12 protein-coding genes are annotated in these 12,695 nt (G+C 42.0%); 4 read left to right on the forward strand and 8 right to left on the reverse strand.

The features are described 5' to 3' along the window. Positions 1-265 precede the first annotated feature (265 nt). Entirely contained in the window at positions 266-754 is a 489-nt protein-coding gene (locus N483_RS04750; RefSeq protein ID WP_023398902.1) for a Spy/CpxP family protein refolding chaperone, read from the forward strand. 40 nt (positions 755-794) lie between these two features. Here N483_RS04750 and N483_RS04755 read toward each other — a convergent pair whose 3' ends face one another. The 6 genes from N483_RS04755 to N483_RS04780 form a co-directional block, all read right to left on the reverse strand. Beyond that, on the reverse strand, positions 795-1,868 hold the full coding sequence (locus N483_RS04755; protein ID WP_023398903.1) for a PAS domain-containing protein: 1,074 nt from the start codon (positions 1,866-1,868) through the stop codon (positions 795-797). A gap of 218 nt (positions 1,869-2,086) precedes the next feature. Next, positions 2,087-3,349 (reverse strand): isoform II, encoded by a 1,263-nt coding sequence (locus N483_RS04760; RefSeq protein WP_023398904.1) that lies wholly within the window; start codon positions 3,347-3,349, stop codon positions 2,087-2,089. Between the two features lie 319 nt (positions 3,350-3,668). Next, on the reverse strand, positions 3,669-3,905 hold the full coding sequence (locus N483_RS04765) for a helix-turn-helix transcriptional regulator (protein WP_023398905.1): 237 nt from the start codon (positions 3,903-3,905) through the stop codon (positions 3,669-3,671). A gap of 730 nt (positions 3,906-4,635) precedes the next feature. Further along, the gene (gene dxs / locus N483_RS04770) at positions 4,636-6,501 is read right to left on the reverse strand and encodes a 1-deoxy-D-xylulose-5-phosphate synthase (protein ID WP_023398906.1); all 1,866 of its coding nucleotides are present in this window, start codon (positions 6,499-6,501) and stop codon (positions 4,636-4,638) included. Positions 6,502-6,614: 113 nt separating this feature from the next. Continuing rightward, positions 6,615-7,502, reverse strand: coding sequence for a (2E,6E)-farnesyl diphosphate synthase (gene ispA, locus N483_RS04775; protein ID WP_023398907.1), 888 nt, complete (start codon positions 7,500-7,502; stop codon positions 6,615-6,617). 4 nt (positions 7,503-7,506) lie between these two features. Further along, positions 7,507-7,749 carry an exodeoxyribonuclease VII small subunit gene (locus tag N483_RS04780; RefSeq protein ID WP_023398908.1) on the reverse strand — a complete coding sequence of 81 codons (243 nt, stop codon included), beginning with the start codon at positions 7,747-7,749 and terminating at the stop codon, positions 7,507-7,509. A gap of 246 nt (positions 7,750-7,995) precedes the next feature. Between N483_RS04780 and pomA the strand changes: the two genes are divergently transcribed. The 3 genes from pomA (at position 7,996) to N483_RS04795 (ending at position 10,411) form a co-directional block, all read left to right on the forward strand. Beyond that, positions 7,996-8,763, forward strand: coding sequence for a flagellar motor protein PomA (gene pomA, locus N483_RS04785; RefSeq protein WP_023398909.1), 768 nt, complete (start codon positions 7,996-7,998; stop codon positions 8,761-8,763). 3 nt (positions 8,764-8,766) lie between these two features. Next, positions 8,767-9,702, forward strand: coding sequence for a flagellar motor protein MotB (locus N483_RS04790; RefSeq protein WP_023398910.1), 936 nt, complete (start codon positions 8,767-8,769; stop codon positions 9,700-9,702). Between the two features lie 181 nt (positions 9,703-9,883). Further along, positions 9,884-10,411, forward strand: coding sequence for a hypothetical protein (locus N483_RS04795; RefSeq protein ID WP_023398911.1), 528 nt, complete (start codon positions 9,884-9,886; stop codon positions 10,409-10,411). A 29-nt stretch (positions 10,412-10,440) separates the two neighbouring features. Here N483_RS04795 and N483_RS04800 read toward each other — a convergent pair whose 3' ends face one another. Then, positions 10,441-11,313, reverse strand: coding sequence for a hypothetical protein (locus N483_RS04800; RefSeq protein ID WP_023398912.1), 873 nt, complete (start codon positions 11,311-11,313; stop codon positions 10,441-10,443). A 133-nt stretch (positions 11,314-11,446) separates the two neighbouring features. Continuing rightward, on the reverse strand, positions 11,447-12,646 hold the full coding sequence (locus tag N483_RS04805) for an aromatic amino acid transport family protein (protein ID WP_023398913.1): 1,200 nt from the start codon (positions 12,644-12,646) through the stop codon (positions 11,447-11,449). Positions 12,647-12,695 lie beyond the last annotated feature (49 nt).

A 12,695-nucleotide genomic window follows, 5' to 3' on the forward strand; every position in this document is an offset into this window, starting at 1 on the left:
TTAACTATAAAAGGCTTCGAATTGAATTTACACTTCTTTACCCATCGTGACGGTAATTTGTCAGGTTTAATATTGTTTGCACATTTTTAAGGAAAATAACTGGGGTGAGAAGTCTTGTTAATTACTTTTGACAAAACTTTACGTAGGCTTGACGTTGCTTTTCTTTTGGCTTGCTAAAGTAAACCCTGTCGTTAAACAGGACGCTCTCAATTAAAAGGAGTAAGAGCGACTTATCGCTTACCAGCAATCAACCGGAGATACTTTGATGAATAAATTAGCCAGCCTATTACTAGCCAGTTGTATGAGTGTGGGTATGATCCCACTGAGTGCTTTAGCAGGTGACGCAAACAGTCATGAGCTTAAAGCAAAACATCACCATATGAAGCCGTTTGCACATTTAGAAAAGCGACTATTGTCGGAAAAAGCCATACGTCATCTTGCATTGACCCAAGAGCAGCAAACAAAATTAAAGACAGTTTTTACTACTTATAAAGCGCAGCTAGAAGATTTAAAAGAGTCTTACCCAGAGAAACCGCGGCAAGCATTCAAGTCAATCATCGAAGCTGAAACTTTTGATAAAGCACAAGCTCAATTGTTACTAGAAACACACTCACCAAAAAAACAGGCATTTATGCTGACTATGCTGGAAGCGAAGCATGCTATCCATCATATTCTCACAGAGGAGCAGCGCGACAAAATTGCGAAAAGAAAACGTAAATTCCTCGCCAGAATGCATCACAAAAACGATCAGTAAAGCCTATTTTTGGCCGAACACAGCTGTTCGGCCAAACTACTTATTTGAGAAACAATAACAGTTGGTTTCCAGCTGCGATGGTATTGTTTTCACCTTCGAAGATATTGCTAGTATTTTTGCTAATTACGGCTCCGTCCAACCACTCGTAAACTTCTTTGTTGAAGGTAACCAACATTTCAATCGGAAAGTCATAGTCTATTGGAAGTACCATTAATACATTGGCAACTTCATCTATGATCAACGCGCCATCGTTAAATTCAACGCAAAAGTACAGGTTGTTAGCGACTTCCTTAAACCCGTTGGCAATGTGCTCTAGGCGTTCTTTGCTTTTTCCTTGGGATTGCAATAATCCAAGCTCAACATCCACTTCTTGAATAGATTCGACCAGTGAAGAAACGTCTTCATCATCGATGGGGTTTTCGCGCCAAAAATCGTCCGCACTGAGTAAGCCTTTGTCTACCTTGTGTCCCAAAGCCCCCATTTCATCTGGGGAAAAGTCGAAAAAGGCATCTTCAAATAAGTCTGCATTTTCGTCAGTTCTCAGCCCACCAGCATAAATTTTTTGGTTGTCTTTCAATGATTCTAAGACGTCTTTGCTCTGCGCCTCTTTGTCTTTTTTAGTGGTTGAAAGGTAAAAATCTTTAAAGCTCTCATTACTTTTCTTAACTTGCTTCGCTAGGCGGTGGAAGTTGCTTAAATCCTTTTGCATTGAGATGTAGTGAGTGACGTCACCCTGTTCATTTTTAATTTCAGAAATATTCCACTCCACAGGATACATGCTGCCATCTTTGCGGTAATTAATAGAGGCGCCATAAAAAAAGCCTTTTTCTTGCAGTGCGGGAGTGAGTTTATCTATTACCCGTCGATTACTTTTTGGTCCTTGTAGTATTCGAGGGGATGTTCCGACCAGCTCGGCCAACTCGTATCCGGTATGGCGACAAAATACAGGGTTTGCATAAATGATCCGATAACCTGCACTTGGATCTGCGTCAGTGATCACTATCGCGTGATGAGAGTGCATTAGGATTTGTTTTAACAACTCCAGTGGAGAGCACTCGTTAAGCATTTGACTAAAAAACAGCATTTCTTCCATGTCTTTCGATTGGTGTGGCATGAGCAGGCCTTTATATGGCTGTATAATTGGATCTAAGTATTGTCTGGAACAGTCAAAAAGCCAAAAAATAGCAGGTAAAAACGCACAGAGTTGCCCAGCTTCGACAGAAGAAGGGCATCAGAACGAGAGACTTGATATGTGCCAAAACCTTGAGTGTCAGCGGTATTAAAGAGAGTCGAATAACGGGTTATCAAGGTTTTGTCTGCTTTTACTAGATATTATTGACCTTGTTTGGATTGATATTGAATTTCTGGGAAGCTTTCTAAGTGCTGGATAAGCTCGGTGTGCGTACCTGTATTATTTAGGTATAAATCGATAAATTTCAAACTGGTTGAATTTACGATGTCAGTGACTAGGTAAGGGTCAATACTTCCCAGATATGCTTGGTTTCTATCTTGCGGAAAAACATAAGGGTAGTCAGAAAAGTCCCAGTGCAGCGCGCCGTCAATTTGCATCATGTAGGTGTCTGCGATTTGTTGCTTAAATACGACACTGTGATCTGCACTTAGCGGTAGTTCCGAATGCATCATTAAATATGGCTTTGTAGAGGGTACGGTAGGCGATAAATTAAAATGAAGCCCGTCAAAATTGATGGCTGCTTTACATTGATATACTTGCTCGCAAAAGGCGGCAACTGTTGGGCCACCAAATGAGAGTCCAACTGCTGCTAAACGGGAAAGATCAAGTTTACCTTTAAAGGTCTGTAGGTGCTCACCCAGATAATGCATCCCCCAATACTGTCCATACTGTAGGCGAGTCATTTGATCGAGTGCAAAGTGCATATCAGCAACCCAAGTACTGAGTGCTTTTCGATCGCCCTCGGTCCAGCTCATCAATTGATATACGCGCGCAACTTGTTCATCACTGAGTTCAATTCCGGCCAAAGAGTCTAACTCAGCAACCAGCTCATCAAAGTTAACATCTGCTAGTTCACTAATATAGAAGTCATTCGCACGTGCATCAGGGTCATATGTGGCACTGCGATTGTGGCTTTGGGTGACAAATTGGGCGTGATGAGGGTGACCTACGCTGACCACAATGAAGCCCTTTTGAGCTAGCTCTATCATTAATATTTCTTTGTCTTCCACAGTAGATTGATATCCGTGCGAGTACATTACAATAGGAAAGGGGCTTGAGCGGTTGGCAAGAGGTGCATTTTTATATAATTCAAACGGCAATGTTTTTAGATACTGGTGTAACTGTCGGTCAAAATTGGAGGGCCTAGCAGTTGAATAAGGGAATTGATCGGTGTGATAGTGTAGGTAGCTAGTATTTTTTGAATCAGGCGTCGTTGTTGGATACCAAATCTTGATCAGTATATCGCGATAGTCTGCATTATTTGGTGTTAACTTTTCCGTTCGGCTGTAATCAGTTGCGGTAAAATAAGTTACACCGACTGAGTAGTTTACTGCAACTGCATTACCGCTGAAGAGGGTAATATACAGCAAATAAAATATGCTTGAAATTGAGTGCTTGAACATAGCAACTTTCCTTATCATGTTGTATCGAAATTTATATTGATAAAAATATGAATTTAAATGCAAGCGTGATTTTGAGGTTGCTTTTTGAGCCGATGATAAGGTTTTATTTTTCAGTTATTTGATAAACATGAAACTTTATCAATATAAATAGTGTATAAGCTATAACCATTCTGGATGGGGGACTAGAGCAAATGAAAAGACGGTTAAAACAATTGATGGCCTCGACGCTAAAATAAGGATACTACCCTAGTCCTGAAATAGGTTCTAAAGCATCTATCACAGAACCTATTACCAGAATTATAAATAGCAGCATAAGCAGTTAAGAACTTTGGTGGCTTCTTATTTTCGTAATTAACTCGCTGAGGTCAATAGAGCAAAATGCACAAATGGCAAAAAATTGATTTAACTTTGGCTGCCCTACATCTCTTTCCCAATTTTCGTAGGTTTTACGACAAACACCAAGATGTTTTGCCATGATTGCTGTTGTTACCCCTTTTTTCTTACGCAGTGCTCTTAGGTCATCGCCTGTGATATATCTTGCAAAAAAATCCACCATTTCCTCTTCCTTTTAACACCTATTCCGTTACTCAGTTACAATATTTAAAAGACAACCATGTATGACAAGTGTGATTGGCTCTAATCGGTACTCACTTGGTAACAATCTAAAAGTTGTTCTCTAGCTGTTTAACCAATTTAGCGCACAGAGCTATCCAGCATGCTCAAATATCATCGGCGCAATTACGAAACTAAACCATGGCTTACAAAGTACTAACTTCGTATATGAGCTGTAATTTTCACAAATTTTTATCACATTAAATTAATACTGTCTATTGTTCATGCAACAATATGAAATGTTTCATAGAGGGCTGATTTTCCCCTAAGAAGCTGTTTAATGAGTAGTAAAATTCACAGTCTCATTTAACTGATTTCATACTTGCGGCATGTTCGTTGCTTTTAATATGCTCGTTTTATGTTTTGATACTTATGTATCACCATGATTATATTTGTTTTTTAATGATTATATTAATTTTTCACCAATTTTTTCACTGCCATAGCTTTTTAGGTAGTGAGGTAATCATTGAACAAGGGGAAAACTCTAAAATACACAACAAAGTTATAAAGCTGGATGTGTATTGTTGTTAATTAGGCATTAATAGAGGTTGGTATGTTTTATTGTGTGATTATTTCAGCGCTGTGATACTACGAAAGAATACTGTTGCTAGTGAGTGGTTAGGGGTTAAGGTGTAAAAGTAGGGTGACAGCTTCAGCAGTCACCCGACATCTAATTAACTGGCAATCCAGCTAGTTGCAGTTGCTAGGATCCCCTCACTGTCGAGGCCCATTTCGCTGTGCATTTGGTCTTGTGTACCGTGTTTGATGAATTCATCAGGGATACCCAAGTGTTTAACCGGACGCGCTATATTTTGCTGTGCCAAAAACTCACTGACTGCGCTACCTGCACCGCCCGCGATGGCATTGTCTTCAAGGGTGATAAAGTGCGTGTGAGTTTGCGCAAGGGTGGTCAACAAAGATTCATCCAGTGGCTTAACAAAGCGCATATCAATCAGCGTTGCATCCAATTGCTGCGCAACACTGCGGGCGTTGTCCAGTAATGTTCCAAAGTTTAAGATAGCCAGTTTCTGGCCCTCTCGAACGGTATTCGCCTTGCCTATTGGTAATTGGACCATCTCTGAGCTGGGCTCAACGTCACCAGCTGAACCTCTTGGATAGCGCACAGCAGCGGGTTTATCGAGTAAATGTCCAGTGTAGAGCATTTGTCGACACTCATTGAGGTCACTCGGAGCCATGATCACCAAGTTAGGGATACATCGCATAAAGCTTAAATCGTAAGCACCTTGGTGAGTTTCTCCATCAGCACCAACGATGCCAGCTCTATCTATTGCAAATAGCACGGGCAGATCCTGAATTGCCACGTCATGAATAACTTGGTCGTAAGCACGTTGCAGGAAGCTTGAGTAGATAGCTACTACTGGATTGAGCCCTTCGCATGCAAAACCAGCTCCTAATGTGACTGCATGTTGCTCTGCGATGGCAACATCAAAGTACTGACTTGGATGCTCTTTAGAAAAGCGTACCATACCAGAGCCTTCACGCATTGCTGGGGTGATGGCCATTAACTTAGGGTCTTGCTCTGCCATATCACATAGCCAATCACCAAACACTTTTGAGAATGTTGGCGCACTCGGCTTACTTTTTGGTAGTTTGTGAATACTAGGATCAAACTTTGGTACACCGTGATAGCCGATCGGATCTGCTTCAGCCGGTTGGTAACCTTTACCTTTTTGAGTTTTGACGTGCAGCAGTTGCGGACCTTTTAGGTTGCGCATATTTCTCAGCGTATCTACCAACATATCGACATCGTGGCCATCGATGGGACCGATGTAGTTAAAGCCAAGCTCTTCGAAGAAGGTGCCTGGGATCACCATGCCTTTTAAGTGCTCTTCCATTTTACTGGCAAGCTCTTTAACCGGTGGGACGCCTGACAGCAGTTTTTTACCGCCTTCACGGATATTAGTGTAAAAACTGCCGGATAAAATACGAGCGAAGTGGTTGTTCAATGCACCAACGTTCTCTGAAATAGACATTTCGTTGTCATTCAAGATAACCAGCATATCTGATTTAACATCACCAGCGTGGTTCATCGCTTCAAAAGCCATACCTGCGGTCATTGCGCCATCGCCAATCACTGCTACGGTTTTGCGGTTTTTCCCTTCTTTTTCAGCCGCGATAGCCATAGCAAGTGCTGCCGAGATCGATGTACTAGAATGGCCAACACTGAAAGTATCAAATTCGCTTTCTTCGCGGTACGGGAAAGGGTGCAAGCCATCTTTTTGGCGAATGGTATGCATCTGTTCTTTACGGCCAGTTAAGATTTTATGTGGATAGGCTTGATGGCCTACATCCCAAACGAGTCTATCAACTGGGGTATTATATACGTAGTGGAGTGCGACGGTGAGTTCAACGGTACCTAAACCTGACGCTAAGTGGCCACTGCTCTGCGACACAGAGTCTAATAAATAGCCTCTCAGCTCTGCACTAAAGTCATTCAGCTTGTGCTGAGGTAACTGCCTTAGCTGTTGAGGCTGATCAACTAATGCCAATAATGGATACTTGCTACTATCAAGAGTCATATTATTTGTAATATCCTTAGCAAACCTTGCCCAATTATATACAAAGCTTGCCGATAGTTTTATAAATTTAAAAGGAACTTGTCATCAAATAGTCATTTAGGTCGGTGCGAATATCAATGATCTCGAGCGATTATGTATCTTGCTAGTTCTGCAAGTAGGCGCGTATCTGCATCAATGTTATCCAGTGCAGCTAGCGCCTGAGTGATAAGCGCCTGCGCTTTCGCTTTTGCCCCTTCCATGCCCAGTAATGCCGGGTAAGTCGACTTATTATGTTCTAAGTCGGACCCTTGTGGTTTACCGAGCGTGTGTGTATCGCCTTCAATATCGAGAATATCGTCTTGAACCTGAAACGCTAGTCCAATAGCTAATCCAAAGTCCTTTAACTGACTACGTGTTAATTCTGTTGTGTTCGGTGCACAAAGTGCCCCTAATTCAATGGCGCAATTAAGCAGTGCGCCGGTTTTTAATCTGTGTATGTGTTCGAGTGCTTCAATACTGATCTGCGCATTTGTTGCCGCAATATCTAGTGCTTGCCCACCCACCATACCTTGCAACCCAGAGGCTTGTGCCAATACTTTAATCATAGCGAGCTGCTGCTGAGCTGGCACATCAAACTGGTGTGATGCAAGTAATTCAAAGGCCAGTGTTTGTAATGAATCTCCGGCTAGTATTGCCTGAGCCTCATCATATGCAATGTGGCAGGTCGGTTTTCCACGTCTAAGGTCGTCATCATCCATTGCTGGTAAATCATCATGGACGAGAGAATAACTGTGGATACACTCGACCGCTGCTGCGGCAATATGCAAATCTTCAATGTTAGCACCGAGCATTTCGCCAGTGGCGTAAACTAAAAATGGTCGCAGTCGTTTTCCACCGTTACTAATCGAATAGAGCGCAGCTGCCTTTGCCGTTGCATCGGTATCCAAGTCTTGTTCAAAATAAGCGTTTATTGTTTTTTCGACATCTTGTTTGGCGATGCTTAATCTTTGATGTAATTCCACGCAGTTAATCTACCTGATCGGAAAACTCGCTCGGCGCGCTAGCTTCGTCATTGGCGAGTAAAATATTGACTTTCTGTTCTGCTTGTTGAAGTTTATGGTTAGAGGCTTGAGTGAGTTTAATTCCTCGTTCAAACTGTTTTAGGGATTGCTCCAACGTTAGCTCTCCGTGTTCCATTTCTTGTACGATCGACTCGAGCTCGTTGACAGCTTCTTCAAAGCTCATGTTTTCCGGTTTTTTGACTGCCATATTTTTATTCACTCTCAAGCAAAACTTTAGGAAGCCAATTTTATGGGTTATAAAGATTGAGGTCAAAGTATCTGATAGACTTTTTTATTGGCTATCATTGCGAAATTGATCTGATAGTTTGGGTTAATTCTCGCAATTTAAAGGCTTTTTAATATAATTGAATTAAGTTATTGCAAAACCTGCCGATAACTCAACGTATAAGAATAACTGCGTGATATCTCACGAATAAATGCCTTTGGAGGGTGTGTGGATTTAGCAACCGTTATAGGTATCCTAGGTGCTATAGGTCTTATTGTCATGTCTATGGTACTCAGTAGTGATGGGCAACTTGCCATGTTTTACAATACCCCGTCAGTCGTTATTGTATTTGGTGGCTCTATCTTTATTGTGTTGTCTAACTTTACATTGGCGCAGTTCTTAGGCATTGGTAAAGTGGCTGGTAAGGCGTTTATGTTTAAAATAGAAACGCCAGAGGAATTAATTGAAAAAGCTGTAGAGCTTGCAGATTCTGCACGTAAGGGGGGATTTCTCGCATTAGAAGAAGCTGAAATTCCCAACCCATTTATGAGAAAGGGTGTCGATATGCTGGTCGATGGACACGATGCTGATGTGGTCCGGGCAACTTTGCAAAAAGACATCGCACTGACCGCAAATCGACATGAACTAGGTGCTGGGCTATTTAAATCACTCGCAGATATCGCACCCGCCATGGGAATGATCGGTACGCTGATTGGCTTAGTGGCAATGCTATCTAATATGGATGACCCCAAAGCAATTGGACCTGCGATGGCTGTTGCACTATTAACGACACTCTACGGTGCATTTTTAGCCAACGTTGTAGCTATTCCGATTCAAGTTAAGCTAGAACTTAGAAAAGATGAAGAAGAGCGAAATCAGCGGCTGATCTTGGATGCAATCTTGGGGATCCAAGATGGTCAAAATCCAAAAGTAATTGAAGGCATTTTGAAAAACTACCTGCCAGAGTCTAAACGTGGTGATGGTGGTGAGGAGTAAATAATGTCAGACGAGAACGAATGTAAATGCCCGCCCCCAGGGTTGCCTGCATGGATGGGGACGTTCGCAGATCTTATGTCTCTGCTAATGTGTTTCTTCGTTCTGCTACTGGCGTTTTCTGAGATGGACGTTCTGAAATTTAAGCAGATTGCAGGTTCAATGAAGTTTGCTTTTGGTGTTCAGAACAAAATTGAGGTTAAAGATATTCCCAAAGGTACAAGTGTCATCGCAATGGAGTTTACACCGGGTAAACCTGAGCCGACTCCCATTGAAACCATTCAGCAACAAACGGTAGAAATGACCCAGCAAATGTTAGAGTTCCAAGCAGGTGAAGAGAGCTCGGCTGGTGGACGCCAAGAGCAGCGGGGTAATAAGCGAGGCGGTGAATCAGCCAGTACGGCACAAGAACAATCGATGACGCAAGCCGTTGCTGCTGCGGATCAGGAACAGGTTAACGAGCTAGTCAAAAAAATCTCCCAGCAGTTAGAAAAGCAAATTATGGATGGGGCGATAGAATTAGAGTCACTAGGCCAACAAATTATCATTAGGATCCAAGAAAACGGTTCATTCCCGTCGGGCAGTGCTTTTTTACAACCTAAATTTAAACCGGTAATACATGATATTGCAGAGTTGCTCAAAGATGTACCGGGGGAGATAACCGTATCTGGACACACCGACGACTTCCAAGTTTCCAATGAGTTATATTTCAATAATTGGGACCTATCAGCAACCCGAGCGGTCGCCGTGGCGAGTGAAATGCAAACAGTCAGTGGTTTTGACAAAAATAGAATGGTTGTGGTTGGCCATGCGGATACTCGTCCTTTAGTACCAAATGCCAACGATGTGGACAGAAAGCGCAATCGCCGGGTAGAGATATCAATTTTACAAGGTAAAGCGAAAGAGTCTGATCCTATTGAGGTTAGAAGGGAAAGTAACTAGAAAAGATTGCGTCTAAGCGCAATTTGGGCTACCGTACTATAGCTTTTTTTTAAAAATGTTTAAGGGAGTTTTTATGTCTAAATTATATAAATTTGCCGATATGCCTGGTGGTAATGGAACTGGTAGCGATGGTGGTAACGGTGAAGAAAAATAACTTTTTCGCCTGATTAAGTGAGCTAACGTGTTCAAAAGCGATCTAGTTTCTTATTTGAACAGTGATGAGTTTCACAATACATTTATCACTGTTCTTGATGACTCTCTAACACTGCTTGCCTTTGTTGCATGCTGTATCTTTATTGTTATCAAGGATAAAGCGGCATTCCGCTATTCTTTTCTCTGTCTTGTTTTTTATGTCGCCGGAAACTTTACATATGGGCCCATATTGTCGTTTGATAGCGGCATTGTTTATCGGTATATTATTTGGGCGCTGAACGACATTGTATTTATCGCCATCGTTGCTTATTGGGCTTTAAAAGACAAGATGTATATGTGGCAAAGTATCATGGTGCAATTAGTCGTTTTACCTGCACCGGTGTTACAGCTTTTCCGCCTTGTCGATAGACATCTAATGGATTTAAGTTACTCAACGTATCTATATAAGTCAGTATTACCCATTGTAAATACAGTGACAATTATTCTTTGTTTTGCTCCATTAATTTGGCATTTTAGCCAGAAAATCAAATGGAAAAATGGCTCTTTAAATAATTAAACCAAAGAGCTAGTTTGCCTTATTAAGGTTTATATTTTGATGTTGTTTACTTTCAGAGCTGCGTCTGTGCCAGAGTTAAATATTAAAGAGCCCGCAATTTTCACTGTCGATTTATTCCCAGTTTGATCCGGTATTATTGCGCTTGTTGAGTCAAGCTGACAGTTTTCTAACCCCGTTTCTTGAACAATAGCGACTGCTAAGCAATGTGTTTCACTCTCTAACCCAACTTGCTTTTCTTCACAATAGGCTGGGTCCATTTTACTTACTGCAGTCGCGATGACTGGCTGAACTTGGAGAGTTAGGTCCAGTGTGGAGTTATTGCATACCAATTTAGCTGCTGTGGTGTTTTGGTCACCAAAAGTGATGAGATTATTATCTCTGTCTCTGTAGTGAATTGTTAGTTTAACCGCTTCAATCGGTTGACTGACAGTACTCGGTTGACCTTTATTGCGCCAATCTGCTAAAGACGTAAAGTCAGGTAGAGGGGTGTTAAAAATTAGCTCGGGCGCATAGTAAAATAGCTCTCCTTGCTTGAAACTGCTGTTGCTGGCGCCTTGCCAAGTTTCAGCACTGGTCGAGCCAAATACTGCTGCGCTCAACATACACAGGGTCTCGTCTGATGAAAGTGTGTGAGTTGCCCCTAAAGAGTGTTTATCGGCATAGAGTCTAAATTCTGGTTTAGGTTGTAACACTTCGCTATCTGCATGCCAAAATACACTGGAAAACTCAAATTGATTGAGCGAGCGTTCGGCTGTGAAGTTGGCGCCACAGTCATTACTAGGCTGTTGTGTTGTCGGTGTATTTGGCTGTGCAGTGTTATCTTTTTGCAGCGGTGTGTCGCTTTCACCACCACATGCGCTCAGTAGCAATAATGGCACGGTAGCCATTGTAACCCTAATCATAATTAACTCCTTGGTAAGTGAGTCAATTATATTCATATCAGGGTAGTTAAAGCGACACTTGAATTGTAAAAAGTAGTAACGCGTTCTTACATTTTGAGATGGATTAGGCTGAGTGCCTAATCCATTTTTGCATTTACCCCAGAGCTGGGATCACGCCAAACATTTGCAGACCTTGTGCTGAAATAATTAATACACCACATAAACCGGCACATATTAATCCGAGATTGCCACCTTGTACTTGATAACCTGAATTTTGTACTTTTCGTTGTTGCCACACCATGGCGACAGGTAGAAAAACGGCTAAAACAACTAAGGCTATCGCAGCGTAGCCTAAGGCCATGATAAAACCTTGAGGGTAGAATAATGCAAACCCCAGCGGTGGAGTGAAGGTGATCAGTGCGGTTTTTACTCTATCTAACCCTGAATTTTGTTGCTTGAATGCGTCGGCAAAAAAGTCAAAGAGTCCAAGGCTTACACCTAAAAATGATGTGGCGAGTGCCAGATCAGCAAAGATGGTCACAAAAGTATGTACTTGGCTATTGTGTGCAATATTCGAAATCGCGGCGACAAAACCGGGTAAACCAGCGCTTTGTAGCAGTGCCTCTTGTGCCATGACACCTTGACTTAACAACTGCCAAAAAACGTAAATAGTCAATGGCAGAGCAGCACCCGCAATCATAACTCGACGTAAAGTTTTTATGTCTAAACCAACGTATTTAACAATCGATGGAATAGAACCATGAAAGCCAAATGAAGTAAAAATAACTGGGATAGCAGATAGGATAAGGCCTTGTTCCATAGGCATGTTGAGTAGGTGTTGGCCATGGACATAAGGCGTAAGAACAAAGAATAAGCTTGCCAAGACAATTATTTTTATTGTGAATAGTATTCTGTTCAACTTATCAACGGTGCTGGTACCTAGTGCGACGATTGTGGCAACCAGTAATGCTAAAACAATAGAACCAACTTGCGGCGCAATATCCATCCCTGTAAAGCTACTGAGCTTTTCTTGTAGTTGAGAGCCGCCACCTGCGATATAGGCTGCGCATAAAGCGTAAAACAGGAATACCATAGAGAAGTTTGCAATGTATTGGCCTTTTTTACCGAGAATTTGCTTTGCTAAGGTGTTCAGTGTAGCTTCTTTATTTGCAAATTGATGCACTTCTAGCATGAGCAGGGCGGTGTAGGTCATTAACAACCAAGTTGCAATGATCAATATTAGCGAGGTTGAAAACCCAAGTCCTGCTGATGCAATTGGCAGCGCCAGCATGCCTGCGCCAATTGTCGTACCTGCGACAATGAGCATACTACCTAGCGTTTTATTATTAAGCACAAATTGCCCCTATATTTGTGAGAGAAACAGGCACAATATACTGGACTGG

The organism is Pseudoalteromonas luteoviolacea NCIMB 1944 (genome assembly GCF_001625565.1).
GTDB classification, from domain to species: domain Bacteria; phylum Pseudomonadota; class Gammaproteobacteria; order Enterobacterales; family Alteromonadaceae; genus Pseudoalteromonas; species Pseudoalteromonas luteoviolacea_F.